This is a genomic window from Acinetobacter sp. Gutcm_16, from assembly GCF_028649355.1.
Taxonomy (GTDB): domain Bacteria; phylum Pseudomonadota; class Gammaproteobacteria; order Pseudomonadales; family Moraxellaceae; genus Acinetobacter; species Acinetobacter johnsonii.
This window is the reverse complement of sequence record NZ_JAQSUV010000036.1, coordinates 69,787-88,680: the sequence shown is the minus strand read 5'-3', so window position 1 is coordinate 88,680 and position 18,894 is coordinate 69,787. Positions and strand designations below refer to the sequence as shown.

The window sequence follows — 18,894 nt, the reverse complement described above, 5'->3', positions numbered from 1 at the left end:
GGTGATAGCATTCGACGATATGATCGAATTACCCATTTGACCTAGCTAGATTTGCCAGGCTTTAGAAGGCTTTGCCATATTATGTTGTATACAGAAATACCAGCTCATCGCCCTGTAACACCGTTGTTGGATACGATTGATCATCCTCAACAACTTCGCTCGCTTGAGCAAAGTCAATTAGCACAAGTGGCAGACGAGCTACGTCAATTTATTCTGTATGCCGCAGGACAAAGTGGGGGACACTTTGGTGCAAACCTCGGTGTAGTCGAGCTCACCGTGGCATTACATTATTGCTTTAACACGCCGAATGACCGCTTAATTTGGGATGTCGGTCATCAAGCCTATCCGCATAAAGCTTTGACTGGGCGTCGTGAACAGCTCACCACGATTCGTGCCAAAGATGGTTTAGCTGCCTTTCCTGCGCGTGATGAATCGGTATTTGATACCTTTGGAGTCGGACATTCTTCGACTGCGATTTCAGCAGGTCTAGGTATGGCGCTGGCACGTCGTTATCAAAACAATCCATGTGAAGTGGTCGCGATCATTGGTGATGGGGCGATGACAGCGGGTATGGCCTTTGAAGCTATGAACGATGCAGTCGCGCATGATGCGGACCTGATGGTGGTGCTGAATGACAACGATATGTCGATTTCATGCAGCACAGGTGGTTTTGCTAAACATTTGGCTTCGATTTGGGAAAGTGGGCAGTCCATTAATATATCAGCGGATGGCGAAGCTTATGTGCAGCCACATCCTGAATGGATCTATAACTCGCGCTTACATAGCGCAGCGACAGATGCGGCTGACAACGTATTTAAAGCGATTGGTTTTGATTACTTTGGGCCTTTCGATGGGCACGATGTCGAACAACTGACACAAGTCTTTACCGCATTGAAAAAACGTAAAGGTCCACGTTTGATCCATGTCTATACCAAAAAAGGCAAAGGCTTCGCCCCTGCTGAAGCTGACCAAATCAAATATCACGCGATTGCAAAAATAAATGCCAAGTCTGCGCCACAAACAGCGCCCAAATATTCAGATGTCTTTGGTCAATGGTTATGTGATGAAGCGGCACAAGATGAGCGTTTACTGGCGATTACCCCTGCCATGTGCGAAGGCTCAGGTATGGTCGGTTTTGCCAAACAGTATCCACAGCGCTTTTTTGATGTCGCCATTGCAGAACAGCATGCTGTAACTTTGGCGGCGGGTATGGCATGTGAAGGCTTAAAACCTGTGGTGGCCATTTACTCGACCTTCTTGCAACGCGGCTATGATCAATTGATTCATGATGTGGCCCTGCAAAATTTAGATGTTACCTTTGGTATCGACCGTGCAGGTTTAGTGGGTGAAGATGGCCCGACTCATGCTGGGGCCTATGACTATGCCTTTATGCGTACCGTACCGAATTTGGTGATTATGGCGCCAAAAGACGAAAATGAATGTCGTCAAATGTTGCATACCGCTTATTTATACAATGGTCCTGCCGCAGTGCGTTACCCGCGTGGCAATGGTTTGGGTGTTGAAATTCAACAAGAGATGATCCTGATGGAAATTGGTCAGGCTGAAATTGTAGCGAGCTTTAATGATGCCCAAGACGACGTTATTAGCATTCTTGCCTTTGGTAGTCGTGTTCAGGCCGCAGTAGAGGCAGCACAGAAATTGGCTGAGCAAGATTTAGCAGTTCGTGTGGTGAATATGCGCTTTGTTAAACCGCTTGATGAAAAAGTGATAGCGACTTTAGCGCCATCAACGGCTTTATTTGTTACGGTTGAAGAACATGCGGTGATGGCGGGTGCGGGCAGCGCGGTTAATGAATATTTGGCACAAGCTCAAATCGTGAAACCGATGTTAAATCTCGGATTAGCGGATACATTTATGCATCAAGCGACTCATGCGCAAATGTTGCATCAGGCAGGACTAGATGCAGAAGGCATTGAAAGCTCAGTGCGCCAAGCCTGGTCGAAACTTGTACATATGGTTTAAGCACCGTTTTTAAATTTTAGAAACATTTTTTCCCTAAAAGCCCCGATCTTTGATAAGATGCGCGGGCTTTTATGCATTATTCTTTATCAATATCTTCAAATTGTAGTGGGTGTTCAATGGAACCTATGGTGGTGATGGCTGCGCGTGCGGCTCAATTAGTCGGTCAAGAGCTTTTAAAAGCGCATCAAAATCGTCATAAGCTCGATCTACAAGTCGAAGAAAAAGGAATTGATGGTCCTGTAACGCGTGTAGACCGTTATTTGGAACAATTGGCTATCGATACCCTACGTAAAAGCTATAAAAATCACAGCTTCCTTGGTGAAGAGTTTGGTTTTCAAGAAGGTAAAGGTCACGACGCAGATTGGTGTTGGATCATCGACCCACTTGATGGAACTCTAAACTTCATTAACGGTGTTCCTCACTTCTGTATCTCTATTGCAGTTCAACATAAAGGCATTACTCAACACGGCGTGATTTATGACCCTGTGAAAGATGAGTTGTTCTCTGCAAGTCGTGGTCGTGGTGCCATGATGAACCAACGCCGTATTCGTGTAAATGTGAAAGACAGTCTTGAAAATACATTCATGTCTGTGGGTCATGCTTACCGTGCAAAACGTAATGGTGAAGTGATTTCTTATGCAAAAAATCATTTTGATTCATTGTTAAATGTGACTGAAGCTGGCGCGCAATATCGTCGCACAGGTTCAGCAGCATTAGATTTGGCGTATGTTGCAGCAGGTCGTTTTGATGCGTATTTCGAACTCGGTTTAAAGCCTTGGGATATCGCAGCTGGTGAGTTAATCGTGAAAGAAGCGGGCGGTACAGTGGTGGATGCACGTGGTGGTAGCGAATCTATGGAAAATGGCCAAGTACTGGCATGTTCTATGAAAATGTTGAAACCTCTGATGAAAGCAGTTGTCCCTGCTTGGGGTGAAGCGGCTAAGTAATAGCATGCAGATCGTGTTTTAAGACATTGGAAAAGCCCTCAGAAGAGGGCTTTTCTTTGATATGGATGAAAAAAATAAAGGCCTTTGTGGGGATTTACTTTATGGCTTTAATCTCTATTAGATTGTATAACATAGGCTGTGCCAGATTCTGATCACTTCTTAATGAAGATCACGCTATACAGAAATAAAGCGGGTTAAAATTAACCAGTGTATAGATACCTATTCAAGCTTGTTGTGTCTAATGTTCATTACAGGTCAGATAGCATGTCAAATCACGGCAGCATTAGAGCAAGAGCTAGTACAATTAATTGCGTCATATGGCTGATAGTTGAGGGATAGAACGTAGAATGCTATTCAATATTTTTCTAGATGGTCAAAAAAATTAAAGTGAAAACCTGCATTTATTCAATCTTTGAGGAAAATATTGTATCAATTTCACGAAAAGAGGTGACTTTTAAAAATATCCTGCTATACTCCGCCCACGCACTAAATTTCGTTCATTACCTGAACATTCTCTTCTATCATTGTGTATGCGCGTCCGGTCCAAAGAGAGGACATTATTTCGCGCCCCACCCAATCGCTTAAGCGATTCCTTCAGGTTGCGGCTGTAATCAAATGTGCGTTATACGCATCGTCGTTCTCGGATCGCCGCTGATTCTATATTTTCAGCGATTATTGCTGTGCCGCTTTTTGCCGATGTCCATCAGACCATATATTTAATGGAGCACCCATTTTTCGGGTGAAATACTCTATGAGCAAAACTTTTGCTGATTTTCCTTTACATGAATCGTTACAACAAGCTTTACAAAGCTTAGGTTTTACTTCTCCTACGCCTGTACAGGAACAATCGATTCCTGCAGCTTTGGAAGGTAAAGACCTTTTAGTATCTAGCCAAACGGGTTCAGGTAAAACTGCAGCGTTCTTACTTCCAACGTTAAACGCACTTGCAGCCCAAGAGACTTTCGTTCCGTTCAAAGAACGTATGAAAGCAATTACACAACCGAATATCTTGGTTCTTTGCCCAACTCGTGAGTTGGCGCAGCAAGTAAGCCAAGACGCGATTGGGTTTGTCCGTCACATGAAAGGTGCGCGTATTGCAGCGATCATGGGTGGTATGCCGTTTGGTAAGCAAATCCAACAGTTAAAAGGTGCGCAAGTTGTTGTTGCAACACCAGGTCGTTTACTTGACCTTGTAAACCGTCGTCAAATTAAATTAGACCAAGTTGATGCGCTTATTGTTGACGAGGCAGACCGTATGCTTGACCTAGGTTTCTCTGAAGACTTAGAAGCAATTAGCGATCTTGCTGCAAACCGTAAACAGACTTTAATGTTCTCTGCAACATTTGCTGGTCGTATCATTACACTTGCTGAACGCATGATGAATGATCCACAACGTATTGCAATCGAAACTGGTCACTCTACGAATACTGACATCACTCAGACTTTACACTGGACTGATGGCTTTGAGCACAAGAAAAAATTACTAACGCATTGGTTAAGTGCTGAAGACTTAGATCAAGCTGTTGTATTTGCTTCTACTCAAGAAGACACCGATATGTTGGCTGAAGAACTTGCTGAAGCAGGGTTATCAGTTGTAGCACTTCATGGTGCTATGCCACAAACTGTGCGTAACCGTCGTTTACGTAGCATCCGTGAAGGTCGTGCAAAAATTTTAGTTGCAACCGACGTTGCTGCACGTGGTCTTGACGTACCAACCATTTCACACGTAATCAACTTCGGTCTTCCAATGAAGAACGAAGACTATGTACACCGTATTGGTCGTACAGGTCGTGCGGGTCGTACTGGTAAAGCAATCACTTTAGCAACTTACCGTGAACGCGGTAAAATCCGTGCTTTAGAAGATTTCTTAGATGCGCGTTTGAATGTATCTGAAATTGAAGGCCTTGAGCCATCTCCACCTCCTGCACGCGGTAGTCGTGATGGCGGCGGTCGTGGTCGTGGTCGTGATGGCGGCGGTCGTGGTCGCGGTGGTTTCGGTGGTCGCGATGGCGGCGGTCGTGCTCGTTTCGAAGGTGAGTCTAACTTTAAACGTCGTGAAGGTGGTGATGACCGTCCACGTCGTAGCTACGATGACAAACCTCGTGGTGATCGTCCATCATTTGGTGGTGAAGATCGTCCACGTCGTGAGTTTAATAATGATCGTCCACGTCGTGAAGGCGGTTTCGGTGATCGTCCGCAACGTTCTTTTGATGACCGTCCAAAACGTGATTTTGGTGATCGTCCAGCGCCACGTCGTGAAGGCGGTTTCGGTGATCGTCCGCAACGTTCTTTTGATGATCGTCCAAAGCGTGAATTCAACTCTGATCGTCCACGTCGCGAAGGCGGTTTCAACGATAAGCCACGTTTTGACTCGAATGATGACAACCGCGGTAACCGTGTAGATTACAAACCACGTCGTGAAGGTTCTTTTGGTGACCGTCCAAAACGTGATTTTGGTGATCGTCCAGCGCCACGTCGTGAAAGTGGTTTTGGCGACCGTCCACAACGTTCTTTTGGTGATGACCGTCCAAAACGTACTTTCGGTGGTGAAGACCGTCCTAAGCGTACTTTTGGTGGCGAAGACCGTCCGAAGCGTGAATTTAATTCAGATCGTCCACGTGCTGAAGGTGGTTTTGACCGCCCACGTCGTAAGTTTAACGACTAAGTCTGAATGAATAAAAAAACCAGTGGAAACACTGGTTTTTTTTTGTCTGAGGCTGTAAAAAAATAAATTAAAATGTATACTGAGTCATATTTTAATTGTATTGATAATAATGATGCACAATAATGGGGTTGAATCAATCGCCACACTCTCTGACATGAAAGAGGTCAATATGGCACATTATCTCGGACTCTTTTTGCTGATTTGCAACATTCTTTTCTTTGTCTATAGTCGTTATGGATGAAGCAATTCATCTTATGTAGCTTGTTTTCGCAGTTCAAATAAATATAAATACAACCAACTGAAATCAATTCGTGCACAAAATTAGACACGGAATACGCTAACATATCGTTTTTTAATCCTTTATAGTATGCATGCTGAAAAAATGCAGGAAAACGCACAGCTATGAATAATCAAGCGCCTCTGACTGCTCAAGCCCTCATTGAGGTCAAAGACCTGAGCTTTAAGCGAGGGGAACGTGTCATTTATGATCAGGTCAATTTAAAAATTCGACAGGGTCAAATTACGGGCATTATGGGACCATCGGGTACAGGTAAAACCACTTTACTACGTTTAATTGGCGGTCAATTGACTCCCGACCAAGGTGAAGTGCTTTTTGATGGGCAAAATATTGCGAAAATGTCACGCAAAGAGTTATTCGCTGCGCGTGCGCGTATGGGAATGCTTTTTCAAAGTGGCGCATTGTTTACCGATATGTCGGTGTATGAAAATGTGGCCTTTCCGATAAGAGCACATACCAAGCTGCCTGAGCATTTACTGTCAGAAATTATATCTTTAAAACTAGAGTCTGTCGGCTTACGTGGTGCAGAACAGATGATGCCTTCTGAGCTCTCAGGCGGGATGAACCGTCGTGTGGCTTTGGCACGTGCAATTGCACTCGATCCTGAGCTGATCATGTACGATGAGCCATTTGCAGGACAAGATCCAATTGTGAAAGGTGTACTGACACGTCTGATTCGATCATTGCGAGAAGCTCTTGATTTAACAACAATTATTGTCTCACATGACGTGGCTGAAACCTTATCGATCGCAGACTATATCTATGTTGTTGCTGAAGGTAAGGTGCAAGGTGAAGGCACGCCTGAACAGTTACAGGCGAATGCCTCTCCGTTTGTTAAACAGTTTTTAACAGGTGCAGTTGAAGGGCCTGTCGATTATCAATTTAGCCATAAGGCATATCTAAATACTGAGGTGCAAGCATGAATGCGATAGCACTCTTGGGTCGACGCGTGATTGAACGGGTTCGCGGCATTGGTGTTGCTAGCCTGATGTTATTACAAATTTTATTTTCGATGCCCACTGCTTTAGGTGTTCGGTTATTTGTTTATCAAATGTACCGTGTTGGAGTGTTATCACTGCTCATTATTGTGGTGTCAGGGCTATTTATTGGTGCGGTACTCGGGTTACAGATGTATAGCATCTTGGTGACCTTTGGTAGTGAAGCGATGCTAGGTACAGCGGTTGCTTTGACCTTACTTCGTGAGTTAGCACCTGTGGTTGCAGCATTGCTGTTTGCAGGTCGTGCGGGCTCTGCATTGACGGCTGAGATTGGCTTAATGAAAGCCACAGAACAGCTGTCCAGTATGGAAATGATCGGTGTTGATCCACTTAAACGTGTAATTTCACCGCGACTTTGGGCCGGTATTTTTAGTTTGCCGATGTTGTCTGTCATCTTCGCTGCGGTGGGGATTATGGGCGGTAAAATGGTGGGTGTAGACTTCTTGGGTGCAGATGAAGGCTCTTACTGGAGTGGCATTCAAAGTAGCGTAGAGTTCTATAAAGATGTCCTGAATGGCACCATCATTAAAAGTTTTGTTTTTGCTTTAATTTGTACATGGATTGCGGTGTATCAAGGCTATGCCTGTGAACCGACATCTGAAGGTATTGCGACATCAACCACACGCACTGTGGTGTATTCATCGCTCTGTGTTTTAGGTTTTGATTTTGTGTTGACTGCGGTCATGTTTGGAGGTGTTTAATGAAATCACGTGCAAGTGAGCTGGCAGTCGGCATATTTGTCATTTTATTCGGTATTGCTTTGTTTTTTATCGCGATGCGTGTGAGTGGCTTGGTGGGATCGAATCTCAGTGATCGCTATGAAATGAGTGCAACCTTCGATAACGTAAATGGTTTAAAACCACGTGCGAAAGTGACGATGAGTGGGGTAAAAATTGGTCAAGTCGATCAAATAAGCTTAGACCCTGTGACACGTTTAGCGACCGTTTCTTTTTCTTTAGATGGTAAATTAACGACTTTTAATGCAGCACAACTTAAAGAAGTTGAAAAGAATGCACTTGAAGAGCTTCGTTACAGTAGCGACTATACCGCTGCGGATGCTGCGCAACAAAAAGAAATGGAAAAGCAACTTATTGCGAACATGAAGTCCATCACCAGCATTGATGAAGATGCTTATATTATGGTGGCAACCAATGGTCTGCTAGGTGAGAAGTACTTGAAAATTGTTCCAGGGGGCGGTTTGAACTACGTGAAACGTGGTGAAAGCATTGGTAATACCCAAGGCACAATGGACCTAGAAGACTTAATTACTAAATTTATTACGGGTGGTGCAGGTAAATCGAAAGATGCTTCAGCAACAACTGAGCAACCTGAAACCACTGAAACAGCAGATGCCAACGTGTCATTTGTTGAATGATTTGAAGAGGACCAATTGTAGTGAATACTTTATTGAAACAAACACTGACAGCTAGCATTTTAACTACAATGTTTGCAGGTACTGCTTTTGCAGCACCAAGTGAAGCACCACCTGCTTTTGTTAAAAAAGTGGCAGATGGCTTGATTGCGCGTTTAAAAGCGGACCATGCCAAGCTACAAAACAACCCAGCTGCTGTGAAAACGATTGTTCGTCAAAACTTAGACCCGTATGTGGATTCACAAGCGTTTTCTCGTATTGTGATGGGGACTTATGCAACCAATCAATACAGTACTGCTGCACAACGCGCGAAGTTTGAAAACAATTTCCGTGAAACACTGATTGAAAATTACGGTACTGCATTTGCGAAGTTCAGCAATCAGACATATACCATCCGTCCGTATAAAGAAACCAATAGCAAAAACCCTGTGGTGACGATCGACTTTAATAACAAAGGCGAAAAAATCCCAGTGTCTTTCCAGTTGGCGGATAAAGGCAACCAATGGAAAATCCGTAATATCAATGTGTCGGGTATCGACCTTGGTTTACAGTTCCGTAATCAGTTCGCGGCAACGGTTAAACGTAATGGCGGCGACCTAGATAAAGCGATTGCAAACTTCCAACCTGATGCAGAAGCAGCGGTTGAAAAGAAAAAATAAGTAGGTGAAAGGTGATTAACTTTAGCAATCAGGAAATGCAGCTTTCAGGTCAGATTACATATGACAATGCTGAAAGCTACTATCAACAAGGTCTGAAGGTGATTCAGTCACAGTCTTATCCTGTGGTGGTGAATCTGGCCCAGCTTGAGCATGGTAGTACATTGGCACTGGCGGTTTTGGTGCGTTGGTTGCGTCAAACACCCGATGCACATAGTTTACATTTTAAAGCTGTACCTGAGAAAATGATGAAAGTGATTCAAGCCTGTCATTTACAGGATGATTTAAAGTTAATCCCTTAAATAAAAAAAGCACCCTAAGGTGCTTTTTTTATATGTTGCTTTTCTTAAATATATGAGGAAAAGCAATGTTTTAAGCTGTACTCAAATCCATTTTTTCCAGCGGAAGTAAATGAGCGGGCCAATCAGGAAGGCCATTAAGATTAGGCTCACCACAATAAAACTGGTGCCGCCTTTGGCAAAAGGCAATACATCGGTGTTCATGCCGTAAATACTGGCAATCAGCATTGGTGGAGCAAGCATACTGGGTAAGATAGAGAAGCGACGAATCGTGTCATTCTGCTCGGTGTTAATGAAGCCTGAGGTGGTATCCAGTAAGAATCGCACTTTTTGGAACAAGAAGGCATCGTGCTCAACCAGTGAGCGAACGTCTTCACTGAGCTCTCGAATGTCTGCATCATAAATATGACTGCCTAAAGCACGCGGGCGTGATAGAAAGGTCAGTACACGACGTAAGTCAATCAAACACAGCTGTGCTTTTCCAAGCATATCTTCCAAGTGGGCTAGACGGGTAATCATGTCATCTAAGTCGAGAATCATCTCACGGTGACGGTTATTCAGCACTTCTGTGGAATACTTTTCCAAGTCCTTGTGGATATCTTCTAAGATATCCGCAAGCTCGTCCAGCTTCGCCTCGAGCAAACCGAGTAAGATCCACGTTGGATCTTTATAGTCGATTTCGTAGTCATTACGGCGCGCACGCGCACGAAAGGCACGGAACGCCACCAGTTTTTCCCCGCGAAGGGTAAAGAGACGTTCTTTATGTAAAATGAAAGCGACAGTTTGTACCGTGGCAAGGGCACCGCTGCTTTCTTCAGGCTCACCATCGACTTGATAGTTTTTATTTTTCGTTAAAAAATACGTACTGATATGCAAAATACCGTCGTCATCACGGTAGAATCGAGCTGAAGATGAAATGTCTTCGAGTGATTTTAGCGTAGGTAAATTTTGTTCATATGCATCTAAAATCCACTGTTGTTCTTCTTGGGAGGGAGCAATGAGGTCAAGCCAGACCAAATCGGGCTGAAGATCGAAATCGCCATTAATGGTGATGTCTTCTAAGCTACCGCGCTCTGTGGCGTAAAAGGCTTCAAGCATGCCGTCTTTCTCCTTTGCGCAGTAATGGTTGAAGTGGATGGGTGTATTTTAGACAAGGATTGCAATAAAAACACTGATCGAATGGTTAAATTGCTAAAAAATATCCATTCATTTTAGTGAAGTTGCATGACAATTAAATATCAGAGTAAAAAATGACAAATTCAATTGCGATCTTTTGTGGTTCCGCATTAGGTTCAGATCCAATCTTTTCTGAAACAGCACGTCAGGTTGGACACGCCATTGCAGAACAAGGCAAAACCTTGGTCTATGGTGGTGGTCGTTCGGGCTTAATGGGTATTGTGGCGGACAGTGCTTTAGAGGCAGGTGGTCAAGTGATTGGCGTGATTCCACACGTGCTGGTGGATCGTGAGTTGGCACATCAAGGTCTGACCGAGTTACATGTCGTCAAAGACATGCAAGAGCGTAAACTGAAAATGTCAGCCTTGTCGGATGGATTTATTGCAATGCCAGGCGGCGCAGGGACTTTAGAAGAAATCTTTGAACAATGGACGTGGGCGCAACTCGGTATTCATCTCAAGCCGAATGCCTTTTTAAATGTAAATGGCTTTTATGATGATTTACTTAAATTTCTGAAAATGACCACCGACAAAGGCTTTACCCATGCACGCTTTACCGACAGTCTGATTGTATCGGATTCGGTGAAAGCCATTTTAAAGCAGATGGATCAGTTCCAAGCACCTGAACCGAAGTGGGGTATGGTTGATCCTGAGTTGTTGGATGTCAAAGCATGAAGGTGATTACGGTCGCTGCGGCTATTATTGTGAATGAACAGCAGCAGCTTTTGTTGGTGCGTAAGCAGAACACCGCATGTTTTATGCAAGTTGGCGGTAAGCTTGAGCCCAATGAAGCACCTGAGCAAACCATGCTGCGTGAGATTCGGGAGGAAATTGGAAGTGATGCGACGATTGAACAGTTTGTTGGTCGTTTTGAAACAGCCACCGCCAATGAACCTGATTTTAAATTGGTGAGCTATGTTTACCATGTTCAGCTTCAGCAAGCGCCACAAATTGCGGCTGAAATTGCAGAAATGAAGTGGGTCAGTTTGAATGACCAGCAGACTGCACTTGCACCGCTAACCACTGAGGTGGTCATGCCATGGGTACGTGAACATTTGATGATTGACGTAGTCTAATTATTCAAGTGCATAGGCAATACACGCGGCGCTGACTTTATGACAACCCAATTGTTCAAGCTGTAAAGTCAGTGCCTGAATCGAGCTGCCTGTGGTCACGACATCATCCAAAATCAAAACACGCCGATAGAGTTTTGCGTACTGACGTTGCTGTGTATCGATTTTAAACTGTTGATGAATTTGATCTAAGCGTTCCAGTCGACTGAGTCCTTTTTGCGAATGTTGATGCAGTCGTATCACAGGCTGCCAAATGGGAACATTGAACTGCTTGGCTAAGTCTTTGGCGAGGATCATTGATTGGTTATAGCCACGTTCTGCTAAACGCTGAGTCGAAATCGGCATAGGAACAATTGCTTGTACTTTAGGTAAGCGAATTTGCTGAAGAATGCCTGACAGTAGAGGCTGCCAATGCAGTTGTTGTTCATATTTGAACTGCTGAATAAGGTGATCTAAAGGATATTGATACTGTCCTGCGACATGAATACTCAGTTCTTGTTTTTCAACGGTCTGTGGATGCAGTGGGAGTTGTTGCCAGCAGTCCAGACAGACCGAATGCAGATCTGCGCGTACAATGCCACACAACTGACAAGGTTGTGCTTTGTGTAGCAACTGTTTGGCGGTGTGCCGTAAATGACTAAACATAGGCATAGCGTGGTGCTTCAGGTAGCCAGCGTTTCAGTAAGGCTTCAGCATTTTTAGGATAGTCCTTTAAAATCTGCGCTGCGACAAAATGTGCTTGATTGAGCAAATGATCATCGCGTTCCAGTTTGGCTACACGAAAGCCCATATCACCCGTTTGTTTGGTACCGAGCAACTCACCGGGACCGCGGATTTCCAAATCTTTTTCGGCAATTAAAAAGCCATCATTGGTTTCACGCATGATGCGTAAGCGTTCTTGCCCATTTTGAGACAGTGGGCTTTTATATAATAGGGCGCAAAAGCTAGCCTTGGCGCCTCGACCAACACGGCCACGTAATTGGTGCAATTGAGAGAGTCCTAAACGTTCCGCATTCTCAATCACCATGATCGAGGCATTCGGTACATCGACTCCCACTTCAATCACTGTGGTCGCAATCAAGAGTTGTAATTCATTGGCTTTAAACTGTTGCATCACTGCTTGCTTTTCATCGGCTTTCATTTTGCCATGTACGAGGCCAATGTTGAGTTCGGGGAAACGTTCTTTAATTTCTAAATAGGTCGCTTCAGCAGCTTGAGCATCTAAGGTTTCAGACTCTTCAACTAAGGTGCAGACCCAGTAAGCTTGTTTGCCTTCTAGGCAGTTGCTGGCAATACGCTGTAGGACTTCTTCACGGCGGTCGAGTGGAATGGTCACGGTTTGAATCGGGGTTCGTCCGGGGGGAAGTTCATCGATCACAGACGTGTCCAAGTCTCCATAGGCAGACATGGCTAAAGTTCGTGGAATAGGGGTTGCGGTCATCACCAATTGATGTGGGGTCATATTCTGCGCGCCTTTATTGCGTAGGGCTAAGCGCTGATCGACCCCGAAGCGGTGCTGCTCATCAATAATTACTAATCCAAGTTTGGCAAAGCGGACATTGTCTTGAAACAGGGCGTGTGTACCTACCACCAGATGTGCTGTGCCATCGACAATCGCTTGTTCGGCTGTGGCACGTGCTTTGCCTTTTTGTTTACCTGAAAGCCAAGATACACTGAGTCCCAAAGGTTCAAACCATTTTTTAAAATTGAGATAATGTTGTTCCGCCAAAATTTCAGTCGGTGCCATTAACGCCACTTGCCAACCTTCCTCTAAGGCATGGCAGGCTGCGACTCCTGCGACCAAGGTTTTGCCTGCGCCGACATCTCCTTGAACCAAACGTAACATCGGTTTATTGAGTTTTAAGTCTTGTACAATTTCTTTGGAGACGCGCTTTTGTGCATTGGTCATTTCAAAAGGCAAGCTGCTGAGCAGTTGTTTGGCAAACTGACGACTGGCAGAAATACGCGGCGCTTCAATTTGTTGGATATAGGCACGACGGCTTAATAGACTGACTTGATGCGCAACCAACTCTTCAAAAATCAAACGTTGCTGGGCAGGGTGTGAGCCTTGGCTCAGTTGCAGCATATTGGCATCTACAGGAGGATGATGGATGTAATCCAACGCCTGTTTAAGTGCATAGCCATTGGTAAATTTTGCGGGCAGCAGTTCAGGTAAATCATCACTGTGCTTGGCTAAAGCCTGTTTGATGTATTCACGAAACTTAGGTTGAGTCAGACCCTCTGTGCTGGGGTAAATCGCAGTCAGTTGGGTTTGTGGAAGCGGGGTATGTTCTGTAATGATTTGAATTTCAGGATGATACATTTCCAAGCCACGCGCACCCACACGGACTTCACCAAAAATACGTAGACGATTACCGATCTTTGCGCGGTCCGTTAAGCCTTTATAAATATGGTAAAAGCGCAAAGTCACTTTGCCAAAGTCATCTTGCAGTCCAATCGCCATCGATTTACGCTTACCCGGCGGAAAGTCCACGCCTTGAATCGTTCCTTCGAGTAGGTAGCTACGTCCAACCATCAATTGGTTCATCGGGATGATCGTGCTACGATCTTCATAGTCTCGTGGCAGATGAAACAGCAGATCATCTGTAGTGAAGAGATTCAACTTTTCAAGTAGTACAGCAGAGGCAGCTCCGACCCCCTGCAACTGATGGACTGCAGCCATGTCCCCTCAACTTTGTCTGTGATTTGGTGCTAAATGCATATTTTATTTATAGGTTATGGTAAAACATCTCAGCGTGTTGCTAAACAGTTATTTCAGCAAGGCCACCAAATTACCACAATTAGCCGAAGTCCGAAATCAGATGATTGGGCTGAGCATTTGACTCAAGATATTCATCAGTTGGATTTGTCTCAAGTCGCACCGATTGATGCCGTATATATCTTACTCTCGCCTGAGAGCAGTACGGTGGAGGCGTATCAGCGAACTTTTGTAGACTCGATTGCACCCATGCTACATGCCTTAAAAAGTCATCCTTTAAAAAAAGTGATCGTGGTTTCTTCTACACGTGTTTATGGTGAAAGTGCAGGTGAGCGGGTTGATGATGACACGTGTCCCCAACCGAGCGATGCGCAAGGGCGAGTGCTATTGAACATGGAAACTTTGTGGCAACAGGCTTATCCATCTGAATGTGTGATTGTTCGTCCAACAGGCATTTATGGAACCTTGGTTAGTCGGATGATTAAACTTGCGGAAACCACAAAAACTTACCCAAAACTGCATTGGTCGAACCGAATTCATATTGAGGATTTGGCTGCTTTTCTAGCGCACTTGCTTCACGTGGAACATACTGAAAAGTCTTACATTTGCAGCAATAGCCAGCCACTGCCTTTACATCAAATTATTCAATGGTTTCAACAGCAGTTAGGACTGCCAGTTTTTATTTTGGAAAGTGATGTGCCATCAGGCAAGCAAATTTATGCTTCACGTATGCAACAGATGAATTTTGAATTACAGCATCCACATTGCTTTGATGATTATTTGGCGTTGTTAGCAGAGCGTGAGTCAAAATAATTTTTTATTTTCACTCATAAAAAATGTGAAACGTAGCAGAAAAATGACTACGGAGCGTGAAGAATCATAATAAATCCGTTCTAGTTAGCTGAACTGCATATAAGACATTGATGTTTATGTGAAAATTTTAATAATTCGTATGGGGTGTATTATTTTGATTTTAAAAGTATTGATAAACCCCTAAATTATGTGCTACTCAAAATTCAAAAAATTGATGATAGGAAAAAGATGAGAAATTACAAATTTTATCTAATGTTTATTTTATCGACATTGATACTTATTATTTTTATAACATCATCGCCACTATTAAAAAATAAATTTTTTTTAATGACTCATAGTAATTGGGTTAAAGTTAATAATTTTAAGATTATAGAAACATATACTTATTGTTCAAGTGAACCTTGGAGGAGGGGCATCGATAGAGCTGCTTACCGATACATCAAGTATGAATACTCTTTTGATAAAAGGAAATATATTGAAGAAAACGAAAAACTTTTTGGAGTATATAGAATCAATCTTTTAGACAACTGTGAAAAACTTAAAGAAAAAAATGAAGTGCTATGGAATGAATACAATAAGAATAATTATCCATTATATGCAAATATAAGTAATAGTAAAATACTAATTTCAAATGATTTATTTAAAATTGGTACATCTTCATTTTTATCTATACTATTTGAAATACAAGGAGTAATTATTACTCTAGTTATAGTTGTTTCATGTGCGTTATTCTATGATTTAATTAGAAGATAGTTCATTCAACTCTTTTAAAGCTTCACCTGCTGCCGCATTGCCATTTTCATATGATTTAATAAACCAAAATTTTGCTTTTTCTAAATCATTATAAGTATTTGCATATATATATGCTGCATTATTCTGAGCTTCAGGTAGGTTTTGTTCTGCTGCTTTAAGATAAAGTTCTAGAGCCTTTTCTTCATTTTTCTGAACAACTACACCATCACGATAAGCATTAGCTAAATTATATTGAGCCTCTGGTAAATTTTGCTCTGCAGCTTGCTTATAGAGTTCTATCGCTTTCTTAGGATCTTTATCAATACCATTGCCTGATAAGTAGGCATTAGCTAAATTATATTGAGCTTTACTTAATCCAGACTTAGCTGCTAACTGATAAAATTCTAAGGCTTTTTTTCTATCTTTAGTAACGTAATTCCCTGAGTCATATATTAACCCTAAATTATATTGAGCTTCGGGAAAATTTTGTTCCGCAGCTTTATTAAGCCAAAACAATGCTTTCTCAGGATTCTTATCTGTGCCTATTCCCTTAGTTAACATGGCTGCTAAATCATTTTGAGCTGCAGCAGATCCTGCCGTAGCAGCTTTTTCAAAATAAAAAAATGCTTTTTTATAGTCTTGAGGAACATCTCGACCTAAAAAGTGCTTTTCGCCTTCACTATATAAAGATTCTACTTGTACATTTTCAGTAGTATTGTCTACTGGATTGACCTTTGTACAACTAGGTAAACATATGATATTAAAAATAATGATAAAAAATAATTTATACATACGAATCTAATCTGATGCCTCTATCTGCCATTCTAACATAGGATCATTATTTATCGCTTTTTGTTTTCGTCTCTCTTCTGCTTGATCCTCCATTTTGTTTACAGCATCAAGACCATTAAGTAATCCCTGTGATACCTGAATAGCTACATTACTCTCTCCAACCTTTTCACCTAATTTATTGCCTAGTTCTTTATTTCCATATTTCAATACAGTCCCTGCAGCGATCGAACATGCAACACCAGCTATTGCAATTTTTTTAGGATCTAATCTTTTAGCTGCAATTTTTGTACATTTACCAGCTATATGTACGGCTGCTCTTTCTCCAGACGCTTCGCCTACCTTAGATAAGACTAATGTTGATGTCTTTGTCGCTAATGCTTTGGAATCTCTTTCAGTGACAGCTAAGAGAATTTCCCCTCCATCCCCTAAGTTACCTAAAGTTGAACCTACTTTATCAACATTGTTTAAAACTTTTTTAGTATTAAATACTTTCGTATGCGGATTACCTGTAAATATCCGACCAGTTTCAGAGTTTCTTGAATACATTTTTATCTCAGTAACTTTTTTAAAGCGTTCTCTACTTAACATAGGGGCATTCTTTGAATGAATTATTCCCCATTTAAAATTAAAATTTTCTGCTTTAAATACATCACCAGTATCTTTAACATACCCTAACCAATCAGAAGCTGTTTGACCATACTGAGATGCCTGTTCTAAATGTTCTTTACGAAAAACTAGTACTGGTCTACCATTTTTATTCGTTTTTTGTTCATTATCAGCCATATAAATACCCTTATGTTTGCTTATCTGAACTTATTCTGAGTAATTACTTCTTAAATAATCACCCTCTTTATCACTCTCTGGGAGTAGCTCTACATCTTTTAAAATTTTAGGGCTTATAAAAAGAATTTCTCTTACTATGTTTGTATCTATTCGTATAATAGGCTTATATTCATTACCTATTATTTTCTTAATTAATAGTAAAGGTAAACCATCATTTACGCACTGAAAAGCAGCCTCACCATCTTGATTTGTTTGACATTTTACAATCAATTTATTATTTTCATCGTGTAAACAAAATTCTAAATTAGGAATAGGCTCCCCAATGAAATCTATAAATTTTATATATGTTATATCTTCTACTGATCCACCTAGGCGACGGATATAATAATGCCACTCATCGCCTCCAATAAGAACTTTCACATTCTTTTCTCGCTTGATTTTATTCTGTTTGTTCTACCATATTTATCTAAAGAGCCCTTTTTAAACTCACCATTATCATATAAGACTGAATAATTTAAATTTTCGACATTTTTGAAGGATTCATTAGCAAAGATATTGTAAACATCTACCTTGTTACTATACAAAGGAGAAACCTCTGGTAGATCAGGTAAGGAATAATTTATTTTTGCTCCACTCTTAAAAAGGTATTGCCCTGATTTCGCTTCAAACCTTGCAGGAGTTATAATTTTAATCCCATCTTTATTAATGATAATCTGAGAACCACCAGCCATAGCTTACCTATTTTTATCAATCGTAAAACCTAATCAAATTTAGATTTATAAAATTTTTTAATTCAATATCTTAGAAGAAAATATGACTTTCATCGTAGCCATACAGTTAAATGATAGCATTATTGTCACAGCAGACAATAAAAAAATCGCTTTAAAAGAAACAGGGGAAATTCAATTTAATAATAAAAATAGTCAAAAAATTTACTCATGGGATAACGGTATTATTACAGGTACAGGGGAAAGCTATGTGATTAGCCGATCCATTGAATTATTTAAGAAACTCACTCATGCAGACATTAATACACTGCCTCAATGGTTGGATATATCAAGGCAAATAAGAGAGCTAGAAATAGGTACAGGCTACTTTCAGGTCGAGAATACTAAAATCCTTTGTAGCAGCTATAGTGAAAATGGAGCCCAACTTTATAAGATAGAGCGTTTTGATAACACACAAGCTTATACATTCACAGCTATTAAACCGATGAATATCACGGTATGGATGTTTGACCCCAATATTGAATTGATTTCCACAGATCTCCAGAACCTTTATACTTATTTAAAGGACTATGCAGCATTTTCTAATCAAACAGAATGGATTAATTACTATATCAACCATCTAGCTCCGATTTACCAAAAGCAAAGCCAGCAAGATTTACTGATGAGTCAGAGCTTTGATTTCTTTTTTCAAGCGAAGAGTGAATACATTATTGGTCATGTACCAAATACTCAAAATTCAACCCTAGAATTTAAAGAAATTTCTTCTAATTTTGAGTCTATTTAACCTAATGGCGCTTATACGAAATAGATTTTAATTTTTTTCATTTACAGCACAAGCACCTACCTTTTGTAGATACCTAT

Annotated in this window: 20 protein-coding genes; 13 read left to right on the top strand and 7 right to left on the bottom strand. The window is 41.7% G+C overall.

Annotated elements, in window-relative coordinates; genetic code table 11:
* Positions 1-81 precede the first annotated feature (81 nt).
* From dxs to PTT44_RS13995, 8 genes are all read left to right on the top strand, one after another.
* Complete coding sequence (gene dxs / locus PTT44_RS14030; RefSeq protein WP_168158626.1) at positions 82-1,983, top strand: 1-deoxy-D-xylulose-5-phosphate synthase; 1,902 nt, start codon at positions 82-84, stop codon at positions 1,981-1,983.
* Between the two features lie 116 nt (positions 1,984-2,099).
* Entirely contained in the window at positions 2,100-2,930 is an 831-nt protein-coding gene (locus PTT44_RS14025; protein WP_004691373.1) for an inositol monophosphatase family protein, read from the top strand.
* Between the two features lie 751 nt (positions 2,931-3,681).
* On the top strand, positions 3,682-5,595 hold the full coding sequence (locus tag PTT44_RS14020) for a DEAD/DEAH box helicase (protein ID WP_168158625.1): 1,914 nt from the start codon (positions 3,682-3,684) through the stop codon (positions 5,593-5,595).
* Positions 5,596-5,997: 402 nt separating this feature from the next.
* The gene (locus tag PTT44_RS14015; protein WP_004691369.1) at positions 5,998-6,816 is read left to right on the top strand and encodes an ABC transporter ATP-binding protein; all 819 of its coding nucleotides are present in this window, start codon (positions 5,998-6,000) and stop codon (positions 6,814-6,816) included.
* Complete coding sequence (mlaE, locus tag PTT44_RS14010; protein WP_004691368.1) at positions 6,813-7,592, top strand: lipid asymmetry maintenance ABC transporter permease subunit MlaE; 780 nt, start codon at positions 6,813-6,815, stop codon at positions 7,590-7,592. Before PTT44_RS14015 ends, mlaE begins: the two co-directional genes overlap by 4 nt.
* Positions 7,592-8,266, top strand: coding sequence for an outer membrane lipid asymmetry maintenance protein MlaD (mlaD, locus tag PTT44_RS14005; protein ID WP_087011667.1), 675 nt, complete (start codon positions 7,592-7,594; stop codon positions 8,264-8,266). Before mlaE ends, mlaD begins: the two co-directional genes overlap by 1 nt.
* A gap of 20 nt (positions 8,267-8,286) precedes the next feature.
* Complete coding sequence (locus PTT44_RS14000; RefSeq protein ID WP_004691364.1) at positions 8,287-8,922, top strand: MlaC/ttg2D family ABC transporter substrate-binding protein; 636 nt, start codon at positions 8,287-8,289, stop codon at positions 8,920-8,922.
* An 11-nt stretch (positions 8,923-8,933) separates the two neighbouring features.
* Complete coding sequence (locus PTT44_RS13995; protein ID WP_004691363.1) at positions 8,934-9,221, top strand: STAS domain-containing protein; 288 nt, start codon at positions 8,934-8,936, stop codon at positions 9,219-9,221.
* 81 nt (positions 9,222-9,302) lie between these two features.
* Here the strand turns inward: PTT44_RS13995 and PTT44_RS13990 are convergent, their stop codons facing one another.
* The gene (locus tag PTT44_RS13990; protein ID WP_004691361.1) at positions 9,303-10,316 is read right to left on the bottom strand and encodes a CorA family divalent cation transporter; all 1,014 of its coding nucleotides are present in this window, start codon (positions 10,314-10,316) and stop codon (positions 9,303-9,305) included.
* A 152-nt stretch (positions 10,317-10,468) separates the two neighbouring features.
* Here PTT44_RS13990 and PTT44_RS13985 point away from each other — a divergent pair, with 152 nt between their 5' ends.
* Together PTT44_RS13985 and PTT44_RS13980 are read left to right on the top strand one after the other, a co-directional pair.
* The gene (locus PTT44_RS13985) at positions 10,469-11,068 is read left to right on the top strand and encodes a TIGR00730 family Rossman fold protein (protein ID WP_168158624.1); all 600 of its coding nucleotides are present in this window, start codon (positions 10,469-10,471) and stop codon (positions 11,066-11,068) included.
* Positions 11,065-11,469, top strand: a complete 405-nt coding sequence (locus PTT44_RS13980; RefSeq protein WP_010327611.1) for an NUDIX hydrolase — start codon at positions 11,065-11,067, stop codon at positions 11,467-11,469. Before PTT44_RS13985 ends, PTT44_RS13980 begins: the two co-directional genes overlap by 4 nt.
* On the opposite strand, the gene PTT44_RS13975 is transcribed toward PTT44_RS13980, so the two are convergent.
* Together PTT44_RS13975 and recG are read right to left on the bottom strand one after the other, a co-directional pair.
* Positions 11,470-12,117, bottom strand: a complete 648-nt coding sequence (locus PTT44_RS13975; protein ID WP_168158623.1) for a ComF family protein — start codon at positions 12,115-12,117, stop codon at positions 11,470-11,472.
* A complete protein-coding gene (gene recG / locus PTT44_RS13970; protein WP_168158622.1) occupies positions 12,104-14,149 on the bottom strand; it encodes an ATP-dependent DNA helicase RecG in 2,046 nt (681 codons plus the stop codon). Before recG ends, PTT44_RS13975 begins: the two co-directional genes overlap by 14 nt.
* Positions 14,150-14,182: 33 nt before the next feature.
* Between recG and PTT44_RS13965 the strand changes: the two genes are divergently transcribed.
* Positions 14,183-14,998 (top strand): NAD-dependent epimerase/dehydratase family protein, encoded by an 816-nt coding sequence (locus PTT44_RS13965; protein WP_168158621.1) that lies wholly within the window; start codon positions 14,183-14,185, stop codon positions 14,996-14,998.
* Between the two features lie 228 nt (positions 14,999-15,226).
* A complete protein-coding gene (locus PTT44_RS13960) occupies positions 15,227-15,751 on the top strand; it encodes a hypothetical protein (RefSeq protein WP_168158620.1) in 525 nt (174 codons plus the stop codon).
* Here PTT44_RS13960 and PTT44_RS13955 read toward each other — a convergent pair.
* From PTT44_RS13955 to PTT44_RS13940, 4 genes are read right to left on the bottom strand one after another with little or no spacing between them, the layout of a single operon-like run.
* The gene (locus PTT44_RS13955) at positions 15,737-16,522 is read right to left on the bottom strand and encodes a tetratricopeptide repeat protein (RefSeq protein ID WP_273795673.1); all 786 of its coding nucleotides are present in this window, start codon (positions 16,520-16,522) and stop codon (positions 15,737-15,739) included. The two genes, PTT44_RS13960 and PTT44_RS13955, sit on opposite strands and share 15 nt — an antisense overlap.
* A 6-nt stretch (positions 16,523-16,528) precedes the next feature.
* Positions 16,529-17,305 carry a hypothetical protein gene (locus PTT44_RS13950; protein ID WP_168158618.1) on the bottom strand — a complete coding sequence of 259 codons (777 nt, stop codon included), beginning with the start codon at positions 17,303-17,305 and terminating at the stop codon, positions 16,529-16,531.
* Between the two features lie 30 nt (positions 17,306-17,335).
* Positions 17,336-17,725 carry a hypothetical protein gene (locus tag PTT44_RS13945; protein ID WP_252726121.1) on the bottom strand — a complete coding sequence of 130 codons (390 nt, stop codon included), beginning with the start codon at positions 17,723-17,725 and terminating at the stop codon, positions 17,336-17,338.
* Positions 17,722-18,036 carry a hypothetical protein gene (locus PTT44_RS13940; protein WP_252726120.1) on the bottom strand — a complete coding sequence of 105 codons (315 nt, stop codon included), beginning with the start codon at positions 18,034-18,036 and terminating at the stop codon, positions 17,722-17,724. Before PTT44_RS13940 ends, PTT44_RS13945 begins: the two co-directional genes overlap by 4 nt.
* An 82-nt stretch (positions 18,037-18,118) precedes the next feature.
* Between PTT44_RS13940 and PTT44_RS13935 the strand changes: the two genes are divergently transcribed.
* Positions 18,119-18,817 carry a hypothetical protein gene (locus tag PTT44_RS13935; RefSeq protein WP_168158617.1) on the top strand — a complete coding sequence of 233 codons (699 nt, stop codon included), beginning with the start codon at positions 18,119-18,121 and terminating at the stop codon, positions 18,815-18,817.
* Positions 18,818-18,894 lie beyond the last annotated feature (77 nt).